Source organism: Caballeronia sp. LZ035, from assembly GCF_031451175.1.
In the GTDB taxonomy this organism is placed as follows: domain Bacteria; phylum Pseudomonadota; class Gammaproteobacteria; order Burkholderiales; family Burkholderiaceae; genus Caballeronia.
The window spans coordinates 16655-36203 of the sequence record NZ_JARUXS010000011.1; the positions used below are offsets into that span (position 1 = coordinate 16655).

General features: G+C 65.0%; 16 protein-coding genes. 13 read left to right on the top strand and 3 right to left on the bottom strand.

Annotated features, from left to right (window positions below):
- Positions 1-120 precede the first annotated feature (120 nt).
- The 4 genes from QCE88_RS41165 to QCE88_RS41180 all read left to right on the top strand — a co-directional run bounded on the left by QCE88_RS41165 (position 121) and on the right by QCE88_RS41180 (position 4243).
- The gene (locus QCE88_RS41165) at positions 121-1692 is read left to right on the top strand and encodes a sensor domain-containing diguanylate cyclase (RefSeq protein WP_309911754.1); all 1572 of its coding nucleotides are present in this window, start codon (positions 121-123) and stop codon (positions 1690-1692) included.
- Positions 1689-1970, top strand: a complete 282-nt coding sequence (locus tag QCE88_RS41170; RefSeq protein ID WP_309911756.1) for a DUF3253 domain-containing protein — start codon at positions 1689-1691, stop codon at positions 1968-1970. Before QCE88_RS41165 ends, QCE88_RS41170 begins: the two co-directional genes overlap by 4 nt.
- A gap of 403 nt (positions 1971-2373) precedes the next feature.
- Positions 2374-2994 carry a YoaK family protein gene (locus QCE88_RS41175; RefSeq protein ID WP_309911757.1) on the top strand — a complete coding sequence of 207 codons (621 nt, stop codon included), beginning with the start codon at positions 2374-2376 and terminating at the stop codon, positions 2992-2994.
- A 25-nt stretch (positions 2995-3019) separates the two neighbouring features.
- Positions 3020-4243, top strand: coding sequence for a Gfo/Idh/MocA family oxidoreductase (locus QCE88_RS41180; protein WP_309911759.1), 1224 nt, complete (start codon positions 3020-3022; stop codon positions 4241-4243).
- A gap of 18 nt (positions 4244-4261) precedes the next feature.
- Here QCE88_RS41180 and QCE88_RS41185 read toward each other — a convergent pair whose 3' ends face one another.
- Positions 4262-5503, bottom strand: coding sequence for an FAD-binding oxidoreductase (locus QCE88_RS41185; protein ID WP_309911760.1), 1242 nt, complete (start codon positions 5501-5503; stop codon positions 4262-4264).
- A 202-nt stretch (positions 5504-5705) separates the two neighbouring features.
- Between QCE88_RS41185 and QCE88_RS41190 the strand changes: the two genes are divergently transcribed.
- Positions 5706-8594, top strand: a complete 2889-nt coding sequence (locus QCE88_RS41190; RefSeq protein WP_309911761.1) for a winged helix-turn-helix domain-containing protein — start codon at positions 5706-5708, stop codon at positions 8592-8594.
- Between the two features lie 20 nt (positions 8595-8614).
- On the opposite strand, the gene QCE88_RS41195 is transcribed toward QCE88_RS41190, so the two are convergent.
- A complete protein-coding gene (locus tag QCE88_RS41195) occupies positions 8615-9334 on the bottom strand; it encodes an aspartate/glutamate racemase family protein (protein ID WP_309911762.1) in 720 nt (239 codons plus the stop codon).
- 2 nt (positions 9335-9336) lie between these two features.
- The gene (locus tag QCE88_RS41200; RefSeq protein ID WP_309911763.1) at positions 9337-10317 is read right to left on the bottom strand and encodes an ABC transporter substrate-binding protein; all 981 of its coding nucleotides are present in this window, start codon (positions 10315-10317) and stop codon (positions 9337-9339) included.
- A 364-nt stretch (positions 10318-10681) separates the two neighbouring features.
- Here QCE88_RS41200 and QCE88_RS41205 point away from each other — a divergent pair, with 364 nt between their 5' ends.
- The 8 genes from QCE88_RS41205 to QCE88_RS41240 all read left to right on the top strand — a co-directional run.
- The gene (locus QCE88_RS41205; protein ID WP_309911764.1) at positions 10682-11848 is read left to right on the top strand and encodes a porin; all 1167 of its coding nucleotides are present in this window, start codon (positions 10682-10684) and stop codon (positions 11846-11848) included.
- A 57-nt stretch (positions 11849-11905) separates the two neighbouring features.
- Positions 11906-13570, top strand: coding sequence for a thiamine pyrophosphate-dependent enzyme (locus tag QCE88_RS41210; protein WP_309911765.1), 1665 nt, complete (start codon positions 11906-11908; stop codon positions 13568-13570).
- A gap of 9 nt (positions 13571-13579) precedes the next feature.
- Positions 13580-14974 carry an NAD(P)/FAD-dependent oxidoreductase gene (locus QCE88_RS41215; RefSeq protein ID WP_309911766.1) on the top strand — a complete coding sequence of 465 codons (1395 nt, stop codon included), beginning with the start codon at positions 13580-13582 and terminating at the stop codon, positions 14972-14974.
- A 195-nt stretch (positions 14975-15169) separates the two neighbouring features.
- Positions 15170-16180, top strand: coding sequence for an ABC transporter substrate-binding protein (locus QCE88_RS41220; protein WP_309911767.1), 1011 nt, complete (start codon positions 15170-15172; stop codon positions 16178-16180).
- Positions 16181-16230: 50 nt separating this feature from the next.
- Positions 16231-17013 carry an ATP-binding cassette domain-containing protein gene (locus tag QCE88_RS41225; RefSeq protein WP_309911774.1) on the top strand — a complete coding sequence of 261 codons (783 nt, stop codon included), beginning with the start codon at positions 16231-16233 and terminating at the stop codon, positions 17011-17013.
- Positions 17010-17927 carry an ABC transporter permease subunit gene (locus tag QCE88_RS41230; RefSeq protein WP_309911769.1) on the top strand — a complete coding sequence of 306 codons (918 nt, stop codon included), beginning with the start codon at positions 17010-17012 and terminating at the stop codon, positions 17925-17927. The genes QCE88_RS41225 and QCE88_RS41230 overlap by 4 nt, the downstream gene beginning before the upstream one ends.
- A gap of 177 nt (positions 17928-18104) precedes the next feature.
- A complete protein-coding gene (locus QCE88_RS41235) occupies positions 18105-18452 on the top strand; it encodes a hypothetical protein (RefSeq protein ID WP_309911772.1) in 348 nt (115 codons plus the stop codon).
- A 53-nt stretch (positions 18453-18505) separates the two neighbouring features.
- On the top strand, positions 18506-19549 hold a 1044-nt coding region (locus QCE88_RS41240), incomplete at its 3' end, for a DUF6531 domain-containing protein (RefSeq protein WP_309911773.1).

A 19549-nucleotide genomic window follows, 5' to 3' on the forward strand; every position in this document is an offset into this window, starting at 1 on the left:
AACAGCGGACGAAAAATTATTCAAACGAGAGAGGGCGCGCGGTCTCGAACAGAGCCGCGTTCGCGAAGGAGAGCACGGTTGAAGCCGTCATCAACCCCCGGAAAGGAAACACGCTGGACGATGGCCTGGGTCGACAGGCACGCGATCCTTATTGCGCTGAGCACGACCTTCGTCTGCCTCGTGGTTCTGGTCACGACTGTCGTGGTCCTGGTCTCCGGCAGACAGGAGGCATTGGACAAGGCGCGCGACACCTCCGCGAACGTGGCCGCCGCCCTTGCGCGTGACATGAGCCGCAACCTGCAGGTCTACGACCTCTCCTTGCAGGCCGTGGTGGACGGCGTGTCGAATCCGGAGATTCTTGCGTTGCCGCCCGAGTTGCGCAGGCAGATGCTGTTCGACCGCGCGACCATGGCGCCCCACGTGATGGGCATCTACGCCGTGGATGAGGAGGGCAGAATCGTGCAGGGGCGCGCACGGCTTTTCCCGACGCTGAACCTCGCCGATCGCGATTATTTCCTCGTGCACAAGAATCGCGATGACATCGGGCTGTACATCTCGAAACCGTATGAATCCCGGCTGAGGAACGGCATCCCGTCCATCGCGCTCAGCCGCCGCATTTCGAAGGCTGACGGCAGCTTCGGCGGCATCGCGCTGATCGCGCTCGATCTCGACTATTTCCAGCAACTGGTCGATGGCGTCAAGCTGGGCAAGCACGGCGCCGCGACGATCATGCAGACCGACGGTTTCATCCTCGCGCGCTATCCGCAAGTGAGCCCCAACCGGCTGATCTCGGTCGCCTCGCCTGCGTTCCTGTCCATGCTCGGACCGAAGGGCGGCTCCTTCGTCGCGAGGTCGCCGGTGGACGGTGTCGAACGCCTGTCCACCTTCGCGAACGTGGAGAACAGCAATCTCGTCGCAATGGTCGCACCGGCCATGGATGAAATCACTGAAGAGTGGAAGCACCGTTCGCTCATCATCGGCGCATTGAGTGTCGTGGTGTCGTGTGCGTTCACGATCGTCGTGTGGCTGCTTGTGTTCGCGGTGCGGCAGCGCGACGCGGCGCAGGCGCGGCTGATCGCGATCGCGGACACGGACGGACTCACGGGCGTTGCCAACCGTCGCGGGCTGGACGCAACGCTTCCGGCGATGTGGGCGCGGGCCGTGCGGCATCGGCTGCCGATGGCGATCATGTTCGTCGATGCCGATCACTTCAAGGCCTATAACGACACGCATGGCCACGTGGCGGGCGACCGGGCGCTGCGCTTCGTCGCGCATTGCCTGACGAGACGCGCGCGCCGGCAGAACGACATCGTTGCGCGCTATGGCGGAGAGGAGTTCATCGTCGTGCTGGCCGATTGCACGCCGCGTCGCGCCGAGGATGTCGCCGACGCCATCCTCACCGACGTCGCCGCATGCGCGGAAGAAAGCGAAACGCCGCAGACCACGCCGCTTGCGCCGGTGACGGTGAGTATCGGCGTTGCGCTTTGTCAGCCTGACGACGGCGTGAGCCTCGAAACAGCGATGCGTCGCGCCGATGAAGCCTTGTACGACGCAAAGCGCGACGGCCGCAATCGCGTATCGATCGTCACGGTGGAAGGGAACCCGGTCCGCAAGGCGAAGGTTTCGCGTGACACGCTTCCAGCCGATCCGCCGCAGGGAGCGCGCAGCCTCGTGGACGAGACTGTCAAATGACGCGCGTATCGAAACTCGACATCGAACGATGTGTGCTCGATCTGCTGCACAGTCGCGCCGAGACGGCTTCCATTTGTCCGTCTGACGTCGCGCGCGCCCTCACCCATGATGAAGACGGCTGGCGCGAACTGATGCCCGAGGTGCGGGACGTGGCTGCGCGGATGGCGCATCGGCAGCGCTTGAGAATCACGCAGGGAGAGGCGACGCTGGACCCGGACCAGATCAGCCATGGCCCGATCCGCTTGCGGCGTGGACCGGGCTTTCCGGCGCGCGACTGACGCCAGGCCCAGAGGTCGTGCAACGGATAGGCGAAAGCCGGGCAGCGCGTGCGCTTTGATCTTCCGGAAGGTGCAAGACAATCCTCGGTACGTTCATTGCGCCCTCGCATGTCGAAGCGAATATCCCACGCGCTGAGCCTGGAACATGCCGTCGTCAAGCATTCGTCAATGACCACGCCCGCGCCATGCTGGAAGAGTCCGGGCACGCGCCCGCATGAAAGACGTTGCTTTTCCTGCCCCGACTCGCGCGCCAGCTCATGACATGCCTCTGAAAGAAAGGGCGTCCTGAACGCTACGGCCTCATCCCACAGGCACCGAATTTGCGGACCATCGAAGCTCATCGATCACGACATCCGCACCCAACACGAACATGCTTTCGTCTGTCACGTCCTGGCTGAGAGACATGGCCGATACCGCTGTGCCTGTCCTTGCGCTTGTAGCCATCGCCGGCGGCACGGATGCGCTCATCATGCTTCACAGCAAGGACCTGCTGGCGGTGTACATGACCGGCAATTCGACCAGGCTCGGCCAGTCATTGATCGCCGGCGCCTGGAGCAAGGCGCTGCCGCTCGCGAGCGTGATCGCCTGCTTCTTCGTAGCGGCGACGCTCGCTGCATGGCTCGCCTCACGCCTGCCGAGCTGGCGCGCGCCTGTCTGCCTTGCATCGACCGCGTTGCTGCTCGCATGCGCCGTGCCGTTGGCGGGCACAGCGTATCCAGCGACGGCGACCTGTCTGATCGCGGCGGGCATCGGTGCAATCAACCAGACACGCGCCGATGAACCGGGCATTTCGTTCATCACAGGCAATTTCATCCGCGTCGCGCGGCATCTTGGGGAAGGGAAGTTCAGCGCGGCAGCGGCCGGTGTCGCGCGATGGATGGCGTTCGTCGCCGGCGCGGCGCTCGGTACGTTGTTCGATTTTTTATATGGCACGGGTGCGCTCGCGATTCTCGCGGCGACGGTGTTCGCGGGTGCATGTATCGCGCTGCTCGCGCGCAACGCGCCGCAAGCATGCTCCGAATGAACAACTCAACGCAGGAGGATGGTTCATGTCCACACACGACAAGGCTGAATTCACCGTCACCGGTCCCGGTACGCCCGATGGTCCGATGCTCCCCGCAGCCGGGCAGCCGCAGGCGCCCGCCGCCATCGATCTCGGCATGGTCGAGGACGGCAAGGTCCGCTTCGGAAACTGGAAGGGCGACGCCGACAAACCTTCGCCGCCTCCGCCCGCGCCTTCCGCACCGGACCAGCGCGTGGGCTTTGCGGTAGTCGGTCTGGGCCGTCTGGCGCTCGAGCAGATCCTGCCCGCCTTCAACGCCTGCAAGCACGCGCGCGTGACGGCGCTCGTCTCGGGCAGCCCCGACAAGGCGCGGGCAGTGGCGAAGCAATACGGCATCGACGAGCAGTCGATCTATTCCTACGCCGAGATGGCGCGCCTCGCCGGGAATCCCGATGTCCACGCGGTGTACGTCGTCACGCCGAATGGTTTGCATCTGGAACACGTGAGCGCCGCGGCGCAGGCAGGCAAGCACGTGCTGTGCGAGAAGCCCATGGCCAACACCGCCGACGAAGCGCGGCAGATGATCGACGCCTGCGCGAAGGCGGGCGTGAAGCTGATGATTGCCTATCGCTGTCAGTTCGAAGTCTTCAACAGCGAGGCCGCGCGCCGGGTGCAGTCGGGCGAACTCGGCAGGGCGCGTGTGATCGAGGCGACCAATGCGCAGGTGCAGGGCTCGGGCGAGCAATGGCGGCTGCGAGCGGTGCTTGCCGGGGGCGGCGCATTGCCCGACATCGGGCTGTATTGCCTGAACGGCGTGCGCCATGTGCTCGGCGAAGAGCCCGTGGAGGTCTATGCACAGATCGTCAATCCAGCGGCGGATGAACGCTACCGCGAAGTGGAAGAAACCATTGCGTTCATGCTGCGCTTCCCCTCCGGCGCGCTTGCGAACTGTGCGGCGAGCTATGGCGCGCATGAGTCGAAGGACATGCGCATCCGGCTCGAGAAAGGCTGGATCGACGTGGAGAACGCCTTCGCCTACAAGGGTCAGCGCATGCGGATCGCGCATCGCGAAGGCGACATCGAACAGGTCGACGAGCCACGGCTCGAATTCAAGGATCAGTTCATGCTCGAAATCGATCACTTCGCTCGCTGCGTGCGCGACGGAAGCGAACCGGACACGCCCGGTGAAGAAGGTCTGCGCGATCAGGTGCTGATGGAGGCGCTCTACCGCTCAGCGCGGGAAGGCCGGCCAGTGCGGCTCGACGAGTGAGGCGCCCGCGTGCCTCGTTCAAGCCCCCGCGAACCGCTCGGCCCGAAACGGAAACGGATCCGCCACCGGCGCGGCGCCCGTCATCATCTCTGCAATCAGCCGGCCGGTCACAGGGCCGAGCGTCAGCCCATGATGCGCATGACCGAAAGCGAACCACAGGTCCGCGTGACGCTGTGCCCGGCCGATTACCGGCATCATGTCCGGCGTGCATGGACGCCGGCCGAGCCATGGCGTGTCGTCGAGACGCTCTCCCAGCGGGAAGGTTGCGCGTGCGATGGGTTCGAGCGCGTCGAGCTGCGCCGGCGTGGCGGGCGCATCGCAGTAGGCCAGTTCGGCGCCCGTCGTGAGGCGGATGCCGCGCGCCATCGGCGTGATCAGATAGCCGCGCTCCGCATCGAGCACCGGTTGATGCAGCTGTGCGCCATCGGCCGCCGCGTAGTGCATGTGATAGCCGCGCTTCACGGCAAGCGGCAGCGCATAGCCCAGACGTGACGTAACCTGGTCCGACCATGGCCCCAGCGCGATCACGACCGCACGCGCCTCGATGCGTCCCGCTGCCGTCTCGACCTGCCACTGCGGCGCGAGCGTCCCGGCATCACCGATAAAAATACGCCCACCCAGTTGCTCGAAATAACGCGCGTAGGCAGTCACGAGTGCATTGGGATCGCTGACGGACACGGCATCGGTATAACGCAGTGCACCGCTCAGCGCGTGACTCAGCGAGGGTTCTTCGCGCTGCAATTGCGCGGCATCGAGCACCTGATACGAGACGCCGTATTCGTCATGCCAGCGCTGCGCCGTGCGCCATTCTGCGTCTTGCGCGGCCGCGCTGCGAAAGACCTTGAGCCAGCCGCCCGGACGCAGCAGCGCCTGCGCGCCCGCTGCTTCGGCAAGCTCCCGATGTTCACTGACGCAGTGCTCGATCAATGTCGCATATGAGCGCGCGATAGCCGCATGCCGGTCCGCGCGCGAGTGATGCCAGTAGCGCAGCAGGAACGGCACGAAGCTGGGCAGCGCGCGCGGGTGATAGCGGACATCGGGCGAGCGATTGCCGGCATAGCGCATCAGCGTGGCGGCGTCGCGGGGCAGCGCATACGGATAGACGCCTTCGCGCTGAATCAGCCCTGCATTGCCCAGCGAGGTCTCGTTGCCGGGCGCCTTGCGATCGACCAGCGCAACCGCGAGCCCGCGGCGTTGCAGATGCACGGCGACCGATACGCCCACCATGCCGGCGCCGAGTACGAGGGTATCGAACTTCATTGCAAGGGCTCCGTGCAAGCGTGGCGCATAAGATGTCCCGGAAGGTGTGAACGGATTGTCTCAGGTCGTGCCGATTTCGTGTGATGCGACCGTCAGGGCCGGGCTGCTTCCATTGAGCAGAGGTGAAACAGGCTAGACTGATGCCGCGCTGTTTCCTTTCAATTGCCTGCGATGGCCCTGGGGCCGTCCCGACAGCCCGATCATGCCCAGCACCCCTTTCGACAGCGGCCCGGCCGAAGACGCGACAGAAGTGGTCTATCTGTTTGGGTCGTTCAGGCTCGTTCCGTCGCAGCAGATGCTGCTCGATGGCGATGCGCGCGTGCTCATCGGCGGGCGGGCGTTCGAACTGTTGACCGCGCTGGTGGAACGTCGCGGCGAACTCGTCACCAAGCAGGAACTGATGGCGCGCGCCTGGCCGCGCGCCGTGGTCGAAGACAGCAACCTCAAGGTGCATATCGCCGCGCTGCGCAAGGCGCTGGGCAAAGCGCCCAACGACCAGCGTTTCGTCGCGACGGTGGTGGGCCGCGGCTACCAGTTCGTGGCGCCCGTCGAGCGCGAGGCGATTCCATCCGGCGCAGATCTGCCGCAAGCCGCGCACGTGGCGTCGCACAACCTGCCTGCGGCGCTGGTGCGTCCCGTCGGCCGCTCGGGGACGATCCGCACCCTGCTGGACCGGTTGACGCGGGCGCGGATCCTGACGGTGGCCGGTCCCGGCGGGATCGGCAAGACCACGGTTGCGCTGGCGGTCGCGCATCAGAGGGAGCAGGCGGGCCAGCACGATGTCTGGTTCGTCAATCTGTCGCGGCTGTCCGATGCGCGTTTCGTTCCTCATGCCGTCGCGCACGCGATGGGTCTCGCCGTGCATTCGGACGACATCCTGCAGGCGCTGACGAACACCTTCCGCTTGCAGCGCCGCCCGCAACTCGTGGTGCTGGATAACTGCGAGCATGTGATCGAAGCCGCGGCGGTGGTCGCGGAGAAACTGATCGCGGCGGCGCCGTGCCTCACAGTGCTGGCGACGAGCCGCGAGCCGTTGCAGGCCATCGGAGAACATGTGTACCGGCTGGAGCCACTCGACAGCCCGCCCGACTCCGTCAGCCTGACAATGGCCGAAGCGCTGCGCTATTCGGCCGTGGAACTGTTCGTGGCGCGCGCCGAGGCCGCGCGCGGCGGCTTCATGCCGACCGACGAGGAAGCGCCGCTGCTCGCCCGCATCTGCCGCAGGCTCGACGGCATTGCCCTGGCGATCGAACTGGCCGCCACGCGTCTGGATGCGTTCGGCGTCCGCGAACTTTTCGAGCTGCTCGACGACCGCTTCGCGACGCTCGCTCAAGGCCGCCGCACCGCCCCCGAGCGACAGAAGACCCTGCTCGCGACACTCGACTGGAGCCATCAGTTGCTGCCCGAGGCCGAACGTGTCGTGCTGCGGCGACTGGGCGTGTTTCCGGCGGCGTTCTCGCTGGAATCCGCGGCGGCCGTGGCAAGCGACGCGCAGCTGACGCACGCCGGCGTGATCGATGCCATTGCGAGTCTCGTCGCGAAGTCGATGCTGTCGGCGAATCTGAGCCATGCCAGCGTGCGCTACCGTTTTCTCGACACGATGCGCGATTACGCGCGCCGCAAGCTCGCGGAAGCGGGCGAGCTGAATGCGCTGCGCCGCCGCCATGCGGAGCATTTCGTGGCGCTGTATGCACGCGTGGAAGACTGCTGGAACCGCCCGCCAGACGAACGCTGGCTGCGCGACCATCTCCCGACCATCGACGACGTCCGCGCGGCCCTTGGCTGGGCCTTCTCGCCGCAGGGCGATGCATCGCTGGGCATCGGACTGACGGTGCTGGCGATTCCGGCCTGGATTCGTGCTTCGTCGCTGGACGAGTGCCGTGGGCGCGTGGAGGAGGCATTGCGCCATGCGCAAGCGTTGCCCGCGCTCGAAGCCGAGCGCATGCGGCTCTATACGGCGCTGGCTGCGTCGGCGCTGTACACGCGCGGCATGGTGAGCCAGGTGGAGGCTGCGTCGCGCAGCGCGTTGGCCATTGCGCAGAAGCTGGGCGATACCGGCTTTCAATTGCGCTCGCTGTTTCCGGCCTGCTGCGGGCTCGTGTATGCGGGCCGGCATCGTGACGCCGATGCCCTGCTCGAAACCTTCCGCGCGATTGCCAGCACGTCGGGCGATGAAGACGCGATGTCGGAAGGCAGCCGGCTCACGGCCTTCGCGTGGCATCACATGGGCAGGCAGGCCGAAGCGCGGCAGTTGCTTGCCGGCGTGCTCGAAGCCTTCGACGTTCAATGCCGCCAGTCGCAACTGTCCGACAACCACGTGAACGGACGCGAGGGAACGCGTTCGTTGATGGCGAGCGTCCTGTGGTTCCAGGGCTGCGCGGAACGCGCGCTGGAGGAGGCCTATCGGGCACGCAGGGATGCCGAGGCGAGCGGCCATGCGCTGACCATCGGCTACGTGCTGGTGTTCGCGTTCATTCCGCTGACCTTCCATGCGGGCGACCTCGACGCCGCGGAAGAAGCGCTCGACATCCTGCAGGACTGTGTGGCGAAGAACGGGCTGGCGCTCTTCGATGCCATGGCGCGCGGACTGCATGGCGCCTTGCTGATCGAGCGGGATGAGCGTCAGGGCCTGACGATTCTTCACGATGCCCTTGCGCAGCTCGAACGTGAGCATCTCGGCATGCGCCAGACTTTGTTCGCGGGGCTGTACGCGCATGGTCTGCTGCGCTTCGGGCGGCATGCGGAGGCGCAGGCGGCCATCGACGACGCGCTTGCGCGCGCGAAGCAGCACGACGAACTGTGGAATCTGCCGGAGTTGTTGCGCATTGCGGGCGAGATTCGCGCGGCATCCGGCGGCCGCGATGCCGAGGCCTTGTTCACGCAGGCGCTCGACGTCGCTCGCCAGCAGGGTGCGCTGTTTCTCGAACTGCGTGCGGCGAAGAGCCTGGCGCGTCTCGAGCACGCGCGAGGTGAAAGCGATCATGCACGCGCGCTGCTGTCCGCCGTGTGCGAGCGGTTCCCGTCGAGCTGCGCGATCGTCGATGTCAGAGAAGCGCGGGCGCTGCTCGATAGCTTGCGTGCAGCCGATTGATTAGCGGCCGTGTGAGCGCTTCAGAACCCGCGCGGTCTCAGTCCGCCCTGGAACCACTGCACCATGCTCACGATGTCATACACCGCCACGCCGAAGCGCTCCGCGATCAGCGACGAATACGGCGCAAAGTTGGCGCACTCGCTGACGATAGCGCCCACATCCGGATGCGCGTCGAGCAGGCGCGCGGCGCAATCGAGAATGTCGCGCGCATGATCGTCGAAGTCGACCACAGCGGCATTGTTCAATTGATTCTGGAAAAAGCGTGAGTTTTCGGGCAAGCCCGCAACGGGCGTGTCAGGCGAGGCGTTCGCGGCGAGCAAGTGCGCTTCGGTCAATGCAGAGCGCTTTGCCGTCAGCACGCCCACACGCCGGTTGCCTTGCAGCACGCTCGCGGCCAGCGGAATCTGCAACAGACTCGAGGTTGCCACCGGCACGGCGCAGCGTGCCGCGATCTCGCGCTGGAACGCGACCAGGAAGCCGCAACTCGTCGTGACGCCGTCCACGCCCAGTTGCGCGAGCTGGTTCGCCGCATCGACGAAACGGTCGATCAGCGGCGCCGCCGCCTCGCGGTCGCCCGCTGCGGCGGCCATGACCATCGGGCCGGTGACGCCTTCCATCAGCGCGTACTGCACGGGGAACGGCCAGGTCGAGCCGTGACCGATATCGCCGGGCAGGCGCATGAAGCCCGTATCGAGCATCAGGACGCCGATGCTCACGCCATGAATCGTGCGCTTACGCATGCTTAGTTGATGAAGCATTTGCAATCGTCGAGCGAGGACGCAAGCGGCAGATCGAGCGTCTTCATCTTCGCGCGATTGATGATCGCCACATAGTCGCCCGGCAGCGGCCGGTACACCGCCAGCGCCGAAGGCTTCGTGCCATGCAGCATCTTCACCGCGAGATCGGCGGCATGGGCGCCCTGCGACTCATAGGAAGGCGCATACGCGACCGCGACGATATCGCCCTTCTTGATGAGCTCATGCTCGGCACTGAGGATAGGCACCTTCATGCGATCCATCACCGATGCCACCGCGGGCAACGCCGACTGCACGAGATTCGAGCCGATCGCATAGAAGAAGCCGATGCCCTTCATCGTGGCGGCGCGCTGCGGCACATCCACGGTCGAATCCACCGAGGTCGCGTTCATCTCGAGGCCTGCCTTTGCAGCGGCCTGCTTCAGGCTCGCGACTGCTGCGACGTCGTTCACTTCGCCTGCGTTGTACAAGACGCCGAAGGACTTGGCCTTGGGGAAGACCTGCTTCGCGAAGGCGAGCACGGTGTCGTAGTCCGTGACGCTTGCCGTGCCGACGATGCGGTCGCTGCCGTGTTGCCAGTCCGGCACGAGTCCGGCCGCAACCGGGTTGGTCACCTGCGAGAAGACCAGCGGCACCGAGCGGTCCGACACGTTGCGCACCGACGCCTGCGCGACCGGCGTCGTCACGGTCAGGATCACGGCGGGATGTTTCGCGACGATCTGGGCAAGCGACTGCGGAATGAGACCGGGGGTGAAGTTGGCGTCGCTGTACACGTACTCGGCGTTCTTGCCTTCGACATAGCCCTGCTTGCTCATCTCGTCCTTGAAGCCGGCGATGGTGCGCGACAGGGCCGGATGCGGACCGAAGTTCGCGATGCCGATGACCGTGGTGGACTCGGCCATCGACATGGGTGCGTGCAGCACGGAAAGCACGGCGAGCGTGCGCAGCAAAAAGGGAAAAGGACGCATGAAGGTGAGGCCCCGTAGGTTTGGCTGAGGCCCATTGTGAGAAGGCGCGGCGGCCATGGGCAGGCCAACAAAATAAACAAACCCGATTCCCTAGTTAATCGACCGGCTGTCCTCGAAGCCGTGTACGAAGAACGCCTACATTGAGTGGCGCAAGCGTTTGGTCGGTCCCGTTCATGGCTCTGTGACGACAGGCACTAGTGAAGCGATTCTCAAATGAAGGAAATCGGTTCTAACTTTTTTTATCGGATTGTCGATGCGGGTGGCGGTTTTTACTCTGCGGTTCGTGGCACCTGAGCCATGCAGGTTTTTACTCCGACGCAATATTTACCGACAACGCCCACGACCGCCTGGACGGGACAAGAACATGAAACGAGTTTGCTCCACGATGCTGCTGCTCGCATCCACCGCCGCCGCCACGACCGCCACCACCGCCCAGGCACAGACAGCGCCCACCGGCAGCAGCGTTACGCTGTATGGCGTCGTGATGTCGGGCCTGATCTACACGAACAATTCGCTGAAGGGCGCTTCGCTTTCGACGGCCAATGGTCCGAGCCGCTGGGGCTTCCGTGGCGTCGAGGATCTCGGCGGCGGCATGCGCACCGTGTTCCAGCTCGAAGGCGGTTTCAATCCGAACAGCGGCAGCGCTGCGCAAGGCGGACGGCAGTTTGGCCGACAGGCGTTCGTGGGGCTGCAATCGGATAACCTGGGCACGGTCACGTTCGGCCGCCAGTACGACCTGACGCAGGACTGGCTCGCGCAGTACTCCGCTGCGTACATGTGGAACGGCTATGCCGCCACCGTGGGCGACAACAACAACTTCAACTTCCAGTTCCGCACCAACAACGCGGTGAAGTATGTCTCGCCGAACTATCGCGGATTGCAGGGCGGCGCCATGTACAGCTTCGGCGGCGTGGCGGGCAGCTTCGGCAACCAGAGCGCCATGAGCTTTGGCGCCAACTATGCGCAGGGTCCGCTCAAGCTGTCGGCGGCGTACATGCGCATGAACCACCCGTCGATCGCATCAAGCGAGGGCATCTGGAACACGGCCCTGTTCCCGTCGATCTCGGCGCAATCGCCGACCATCGCGGCGGCGGTATCGCCATCGAGCATGGAGATCTATGGCGGCGGCGGATCGTTCGTGGCGGGCAAGACCACCTTCGGCCTGGTCGTGACGCACAGCCGTTATGAAGACCTGGGCGTGGCGTCGCTCGGCCTGGCGAACGGCCGCGCGGGTTATACGAACATCGAGGCGAACGTGAGCCGTTACATCACGCCGTCCTACCAGCTTGCGTTCGATTACACCTATACGCTCGGCAAGATCCAGCCCACGGATTTTTCTCCGCAGTATCATGAGTTTTCGCTGTTCAACAACTACTTCCTGTCCAAGCGCACCGCGTTGTATCTCGATGCGATCTTCCAGCTCGCCGCCGGCGACGCGCAGCACGCCAACATCGAATATGCGAGCGGCGGCGGCGCCTCGACGAGCAAGCGTCAGCTCGCGGTGACGGCGGGCATCTTCCATCGCTTCTGATTTCATGCAATGACGCGTGAACGTGCGTTCACGCGTTTTTCTTCCGGACGTGTTCCCTTGCCTGACATCACTTCCACGACGGCGCGCAGCGGCGCCGCAATACTCGTCGATGCGCTGCAGCGCTTCGACGTGCCCGTCATCAACTTCATTCCTGGCGAGGGCATTCTCGAACTCGTCGATGCACTCGCCACGCGCGCGCCGTCCATCCGTCTCGCGAGTTTCCGGCACGAAGCGGGCATGGCTTACGCGGCGCAGGCGATCGGCCAGTTGAGCGGTCAACCCGGCGTCTGCCTCGCGGCGCGCGCGCCGGGCGCGCTCAACACGACGCTCGCCATTCACACCGCGCACACCGATAGCGCGCCCATGGTCATGATCGTCGGTCAGGCGGACATGCAGTGCGCGGAGCGTGAAGCCATGCTGGGCGTCGGGCATTTTCACCAGGTCTTCGGGCCATTGACGAAGTGGGTCGGACTGATCGAATCGGCGGCGCGCATTCCTGAAATGCTCGCGCGCGCCTGGCATGTCGCGATGTCGGGGCGGCGCGGCCCGGTGGTGCTCGTGCTGCCGGAGAACGTCTCCCGCGAACTCGCTGACGTAGCCGATTTGCCGCGTCCTGCGCCGATGGCAGCCGCGCCCGCGCCACAGGACATCGCGCGGTTCATGGACATGCTGGCGCAGGCGCGCAGGCCGATCCTGATCGTCGGCGGCACTGGCTGGCGCAATGAAGCGCTGCGGACGCTGACGACGCTTGCGAAGGCGCATGGCTTGCCCATCGCGACAACTTACCGGCGGCGCGATCTCGTTGATCACGCCGATGCGAACTTCGCGGGCGAGATCGGTCTCGGCATCGACAAGGCGCTGGCCGCGCGCATCGCGCAAGCGGACCTTGTCGTGATGTTGAACGGGCGGCTCGGCGAACTGAACACGGTCGGCGCGGGCGCATTCAGTGGCTTTACGCTCTGGACGCCGCCGCAGCAGAGCAACGCGCTCGTGCATGTTCATCCCGAGCCGGCCGAGCTGAATGCGTCGTATCAGGCGGATCTCGCCATTCCCGCCGATGCCAACGCGTTCGTCGAAGCGTGGGCGGCGGCATCGGATGCCGTTCCACCCGATTCGGCCTGGGTACGTGAAGCGCGCACGGATCGGCTTGCCTTCATCGAAACTGGAAGCTGTCCTGGCCCGCTCGATCTGCGCGCGGTCTACGCGCTGCTCGACGAAACCCTGTCCGACGATGCCCTCATCACGTCCGGTGCAGGCGCTTATGCGACCTGGCCGCAGCGCTATTTGCGGCATCGTCGTCCGGGTACGCAGCTCGGGCCGAAGAGCGGTGCGATGGGTTACGGTCTCTCGGCGGCGATCGGCGCGGCGTTGCTCGAACCGCAGCGGCAGGTCGTCGCGATTGCCGGCGATGGCTGCTTCATGATGCACGCGGAAGAACTCGAAACAGCGGTGCGTTTGGGCATCGATCTGCTCGTGCTGGTCGTGAACAACTGCGCGTACGGCGCGATCGAAAGTGCCCAGCAACGCCAGTTCGGCCGTGCGACGGGTACGGCGCTGGGCGCCATCGACTTCGCGGCGTTCGCGCGTTCGCTCGGCGCGCAGGGCGAAGCTGTCGATACCACCGACGCCTTCGCACCCGCGCTGCGGCGCGCGCTGACGTCGGGCGGCGTCCGCCTGATCGAGTTGCGCGTGCCTTCCACTGTGACCAAGCCCGTGGGCTGACGACTTCTCATGCAAACGATGGATCCTTCTCTCTCCGGCCAGCGCGTTGCCGTGATCGGCGCGGGCATTGCGGGCCTGACCGCGGCTTACCGGCTCAAGGAAGCCGGCGCGAACGTGACCGTGTTCGACGCGCAGGATGTCGTCGGCGGCCGCATGGGCGACCGACGCACCGGCGATCTCGTCTACAACAGCGGCGCGCGGCTCGTCTATCCATTTGGACGGGCGTTCAACCGGCTGATCGCGGACCTTGCGCTGCAGGATGCTCTCGTGCCTTTGCATCGGCTGAGCGCGCAGTGCGTGTCGCCGCACGGCGAGCACACGATAGAACTGATGCCGTCGCCGCGCTCGCTGGCGGCGCCGGGACTGTCTTTGACCGAACGCGTGAAGCTCGTCGCGCATGCGCTGGCGATGCGCGGCGCAAAGCGCCATGTCGATCCCGACTGGGCGACGAGCGCATTGCGCGTCGATCCCGCCCTCGACGATACGACGCTCGCCGCCTATATCCGCGAGACGCTTGGGCCGAATGTCCTCGCACGCATGGTCGAGCCGGTGTTTCGTGCGACTCGCAGCTTCAATCCGGAAACACTGTCGGCCCTGTTCTATGTCTCGACGGTGCCGCACATGATCGGCGAGAGCACGGTGCATACCCTCAAGGGCGGCATGGGGCGCGTGTGTCAGATGCTGGCGTCGCGGCTGGACGTCCGCACGGCGACGCCCGTGCGCAAGCTGCGCCGGCACGCGGACGGCGTGGAGCTGGCGCTGGCCGACGGCACCACGTTCAGCGCGGATCATGCCGTCTGCGCGGTCGAGGGCTCGCTCGCAGGGACGCTGATCGACGCACCGACGCGTGAGGAGCGCCAGATGTTCGACGCCGTACGCTACAACGCGCTCGGCGTCGTGCACTACGGTTTCTCACAGCCGCTGCCGCCGCGGATGAACTTTGCGATGCGCGGCTTGCCGGGACGCATCGCGACCTATCAGCAATTGCCCGCCGCGCCGGCGCAAGGCCGTCCGCTCACGCAGATCTACTGCCAGCTGACGCCCGAAGCGGCGGACGACGCCGTGCGGCAGGGCCTCGAAGACAATCTCGACGTGCTGATTCGCGACGAACTGCGCGCCCGCATTCCCGGCTTTGACCGGCATGTCGTGCAGGTGACGAACCAGTGGATCGCCCGCAAGCTGCCGGTGTTCTCGCCGGGGTATGGCGCACGGGTGGACGCCTTCTGGCGCTGGCAGGAAGTGGGCATGAACAACGCGAACACAGAAAGCGGAACGGAGCGCGTCGTTTATTGCGGCGACTGGCTGTCGCAGGCCTTGCTGACTGGGGCCTGCGCTAGCGGCGAGCGCGCTGCGCGGGCGCTGCTCGGCCGCATGCAGGCCGAGCCGGCGCGCCTGGCCGCCTGAAACGCCTGAGAAGAGTGAGGTGCCCGAGACGCCTGAAACTTAGGCAAAGCGGCGCGAGTTGTAGCGAAACGGCAGTTGCGCGACCCGCTTTAATGTCGCGCAAAACATCGGTGATAAAAAGAATGCCGGCCAGCGTTGCGCGCGAGCGTGCGCGCCGGCGACAGAGTTTTGTTCCAGTTTTTTCCGGAATCCATCATGAAAATTCGCATCACGCACGCACGCGCCGGACATCGCGCGTGGCCGGCGGCACTCGGCGCGGCCTGCATCGCCGCGCTCGCGTTGACGACCTTGCCCGCCCTGGCGGACGAAACGGTCATCGGCATCGCCAACCTGGGACCGCATCCGTCGCTCGCGATGACCATCGAGGGCTTCAAGCAGCAGATGGCGAAGGAAGGCTACGTGGAAGGCAAGAACGTGAGCTACGTCTACAGCGACGCGAACTTTACCCAGGCGCTCATGCCGCAAATGTTCTCGCAGATTTCCGCCAAGCATCCGGCCCTGATCCTGACGGTGACCACGTCGGTCTCGCAGGTGGCGCGCTCGGCCGTGCCGGATCCGAAAACGCCGCTTGTCTTCACCGAAGTCACCGATCCGGTGGCGGCTGGTCTCGTGCCGAGCTGGAAGCAGGGCGGCGACCGCTTCACGGGCTCGTCGGACCTGCAGGACTTCGACGCGGTTCTCGCGTTCGCGAAGAAGGCGTTTCCGGGCGTCAAGTCGTTCGGCACGCTCTACAACCCGGGCGAGGCGAACGATGTCGTGACGACCAAGGCGCTGGAGGCTGCCGCGCAGCGCGCCGGACTCACGTTCAAGCCGGTCAGCGTGGATACGGTCAACGACATCACGCAGCGCGCGCAGCTGCTCAAGGGCGTGGGCTTCGTCTACATCACCGGATCGAACCTGGTGCAGTCCGCCATTCCCGCCGTGGCGACGAGCATGCAGCGCCTGAAGATTCCGGTCCTCAGTTCCGAAACCGAAGCGATCAAGAAGGGCATGGCGACGGCGTCGTATGCGGTGTCGCTGCAATCGGTCGGCGCGAATGCCGCGATACTCGCAGCCCGCGTATTGAAGGGCGAGAAGACAACGGCTTTGCCGCCCGCGCTGCCGAAAGCGTCTGACTACGTGACGCAGATCAGCCGGAGCCAGTTCCAGGCACTCGGCCTGACGGTGCCGGCCGCGCTCGAGGATTGCAAATGCTTCATCAACTGAAAGGCCGCAACCAGGCGAAGGTCACCACGATGCGCGAGCGCCACATTCCCATGCTGTCGGCGGAGAAGATCTGCAAGACGTTCCACCCCGGCACCGTGGATGAGCGCATCGCGTTGTCGGATGTCTCGCTGAAACTCTATGCCGGGGACTTTGCGGTGGTCGTCGGCGGCAACGGCGCGGGCAAGTCGACCTTTCTCAATCTGCTGGCAGGCGAAGTGATGGCCGACAGCGGCGCGATTGTCGTCGATGGCCGCGATGTCACCGCGCTGCCCACGCACAAGCGCGCGCAGCACTTCGCCCGCGTGTTCCAGGACCCGTCGGTAGGGACGGCCGCCGCGTTGAGTCTCGAAGAGAACCTGGCGGTCGCGAATCGGCGCGGCCTGAAGCGGTCCTTCAGTCTTGGCCTGACGAGCGCGCTGTCGAAGGAGTTCAAGGAGCGCATCGCATCGTTCGATCTCGGGCTGGAGAAGCGGCTGAAGACCAAGGCGTCGCTGCTGTCGGGCGGTCAGCGTCAGGCGCTTTCGCTGCTGATGGCGGTGTTGCAGCGGCCGCAATTGCTGCTGCTCGACGAACACACTGCCGCGCTCGATCCGCGCACGGCAGCCATCGTGATGCGCGTGACCGAGCAAGTGGTGCGCGAGCAGAACCTGACCACGATGATGGTCACGCACAACATGCAGCATGCCATCGACTTCGGTAACCGGCTGATCATGATGCGTGACGGCCAGATCGTGGGCGACCTGTCCGGCGACGCCAAGCGCGCGATGACGGTCGAGAAGCTGATGGCGTATTTCAATGAAGAGCCGGCGACGGCAAAGACGGTGAACTCATGAATCTCCTGTTGGGTTTCTGGGACCTGATCCCGGTTGGGTTGATGCAAGGCCTGACCTACGCGCTGATCGCCATTGCGATCATGATTCCGTTCCGCATCCTCAACTTCGCCGACATGACGGGTGAGGGCGCGTTCCCGTTCGGCGCGTGCGTGTGCGCGAAGCTGCTGATGCTGGGCCTCAACCCGGTGATGGCGCTGCTCGGCGGCGCGCTCGCGGGGTTTCTTGCGGGCCTTGTGACGGGCTACATTCACGAGAAGGCCAAGATCAATACATTGCTGTGCGGCATTCTCGTGTTGTCGATGCTGTACTCCGTCGATATCCGTGTGATGGGTCAGCCCAACGCCGCGCTGTTCGCGTACTCCAGCGTGTTCTCGTGGCTTCCGGGCGACTCGGGCGGCTATCTGCCGCGCATCGTGATGCTCGGCGCGATCGATGTCGCCATTGCCGCGTGCGTGCTGTGGTTCCTCGGCACCGAGCATGGACTGGCGATGCGGGCGATTGGTTCGAGCGCGTCGATGGCCAAGGCGCAGGGCATCAACGTGAAGGTGTACACGCTGGTAGGTCTCGGCCTTGCCAACCTGTTTGCGGCAATGGGTGGCGCGATGCTCGCGCAGAACCAGGGTTTCGCCGATGTGAACATGGGCTTCGGCGTGTTGGTCAATGGCCTGGCTGCGCTCTTGCTGGGTGAGGCGGTGATCGGCAATCGCTCGATGACACGGCAGGTGATTGCGCCGGTGCTTGGATCGATCATCTATTTTCAGCTGATCTCGGCGGTGCTGGCGCTTGGTTTCCAGCCTTCGGATTTGAAGCTCGTCACCGCGCTGTTCGTGCTCGTGACGCTGCTCTCGATGGCGCGACGCAAGAAGCGCGGGGTGTCGAAGAAGAAGCTTGAAGCGGTGGGGGTGAACGCGTAGGTCGAGCGTTGTCAGCACGAAGGCCGCTCTTATCGGGCGGCCTTTTTGCTTGTTTCGCTTGTTTCGCTTGCTTTGAGTTGCGCCGCTCGCTTCTGCATTTTCAGATTTTAATCATTCCGTTGCAGTACCGGATGCAGCAAGCTCGATTGCTTCGATCAACGAGGCTTCGAGCGAACGATGCAGACATGGCACCTCACCCATCCGGTAGAACGTCGCCTGATGGCGATGTACGAGGATGGGCTGGGTTTTCGCCGTCATTCACGCGCGTCGCTTCGCTGCTGGCCGGCGAGCCGTGCGCGCGATTTCGGCTCGCGGATCGAATCGGCGCAGCGTGCGAACTGCAACGTACAGCATGTGTTGCGGCTGGCGTTTGGCCGCGTTGGCATCCTTCGCCGGCAACGTGGCGAAACTGCGCCGCGACTGTGCGCCCTGTACGGCGAGAACTGGGCCGAGACGATCAAGCCGTTACCGCCTGAAGCCATCAGCGCGCAGATCGAAGCGGATCTCGGCGGGGCCCAAGCGTAATGGGCATGCTGGCGGTCACGCACCTGACGCCAGTGGTTGGCGTGGACGTGCATATGATTCAGACGCCCGCGGGCGTCGTCTTGCCGCTGCCGCATCCGCATGTGGGCTTCGTGCTCGATCCGATGGAATATCTTTCGATGCTGCCGGAAGGGGTGGGCAGCATGGTGTCCACCGGAATGATGGCGATGAGTGCGGGGTCCATCGTCAAGTTGGGGATGCATAGCGTGAGCGCGGCGGCGGTCGCTGCCGGTGCGATGGCCGTCTCGGTGACTTCAGGCGGAGGCGGTGGCCCGATCTGGATCAACGGTCTGATGCGCTCGACCGCCGGCACGCAGACCATGCACGTTCCCGGCCTGCATTTTCCGATGGGCGGTGTGTTCACCGGCCCCGATGCGCCCAAGCCAGCAGGCAATGGCGAAGCCGTCCTCGGCAGCATGACGGTGCAGGCCAATGGCGATCCGATGGCCTATGCGGTGCTGCCCGCGTTGACGTGCTGGTTCACGGGGATGCTCTCGCTGTCGCACAACAGCGAGCACACGCGGCGTGGAAGCAGTTCGCTGCCGACTTCGGTCATGCTGCCGATTCCGGCATCCCGCCCTGTGCTGGTGGGCGGGCCACCCGTGCCCAGCATCGCGGCGCTGGCGGGCATGGCGATGCGCGGGGCCTTTTCGTACGGCATGTCCAGACCGTCGCGGGGCTGCGCGGTGTCCAGGGCGATTCAGGATCGCGTGGGCAACGGCCGGTGGGGCAACTTCGTCAGACTGGTCGCCAAATGGGCCTTCGGCGAACCGGTCAACGGCATTACAGGTGAAGTGGTCGTTCAGCAGCACGATTTCACGGTGCCGGGACGCTTGCCGCTTGTGTGGGATCGTCGTTACGCGAGTCACGACATTCGTCTGGGCGCAGTGGGATGCGGCTGGCAATCGCCGGCCGATATCCGCATCGAGTTGTTCGAACACGATGATGAAATCGGGGGGATCGTCTACTTCGCCGACAAGTGGGTGTGCTTCGACCAGATGCCCGCCGATGAAGGTTGGGCGGCGCGCATCATCGAAGGCGTCGGCGGTCATGCGCTTTATCTCGACGGCGTGCATTTG

Bases quoted from the DNA above. Each gene is read 5' to 3' on its own strand.
- QCE88_RS41165 (WP_309911754.1), top strand. From the start codon at position 121: ATGGCCTGGGTCGACAGGCACGCGATCCTTATTGCGCTGAGCACGACC.
- QCE88_RS41170 (WP_309911756.1), top strand. From the start codon at position 1,689: ATGACGCGCGTATCGAAACTCGACATCGAACGATGTGTGCTCGATCTG.
- QCE88_RS41175 (WP_309911757.1), top strand. From the start codon at position 2,374: ATGGCCGATACCGCTGTGCCTGTCCTTGCGCTTGTAGCCATCGCCGGC.
- QCE88_RS41180 (WP_309911759.1), top strand. From the start codon at position 3,020: ATGTCCACACACGACAAGGCTGAATTCACCGTCACCGGTCCCGGTACG.
- QCE88_RS41185 (WP_309911760.1), bottom strand. From the start codon at position 5,503: ATGAAGTTCGATACCCTCGTACTCGGCGCCGGCATGGTGGGCGTATCG.
- QCE88_RS41190 (WP_309911761.1), top strand. From the start codon at position 5,706: ATGCCCAGCACCCCTTTCGACAGCGGCCCGGCCGAAGACGCGACAGAA.
- QCE88_RS41195 (WP_309911762.1), bottom strand. From the start codon at position 9,334: ATGCGTAAGCGCACGATTCATGGCGTGAGCATCGGCGTCCTGATGCTC.
- QCE88_RS41200 (WP_309911763.1), bottom strand. From the start codon at position 10,317: ATGCGTCCTTTTCCCTTTTTGCTGCGCACGCTCGCCGTGCTTTCCGTG.
- QCE88_RS41205 (WP_309911764.1), top strand. From the start codon at position 10,682: ATGAAACGAGTTTGCTCCACGATGCTGCTGCTCGCATCCACCGCCGCC.
- QCE88_RS41215 (WP_309911766.1), top strand. From the start codon at position 13,580: ATGCAAACGATGGATCCTTCTCTCTCCGGCCAGCGCGTTGCCGTGATC.
- QCE88_RS41220 (WP_309911767.1), top strand. From the start codon at position 15,170: ATGAAAATTCGCATCACGCACGCACGCGCCGGACATCGCGCGTGGCCG.
- QCE88_RS41225 (WP_309911774.1), top strand. From the start codon at position 16,231: ATGCTGTCGGCGGAGAAGATCTGCAAGACGTTCCACCCCGGCACCGTG.
- QCE88_RS41230 (WP_309911769.1), top strand. From the start codon at position 17,010: ATGAATCTCCTGTTGGGTTTCTGGGACCTGATCCCGGTTGGGTTGATG.
- QCE88_RS41235 (WP_309911772.1), top strand. From the start codon at position 18,105: ATGCAGACATGGCACCTCACCCATCCGGTAGAACGTCGCCTGATGGCG.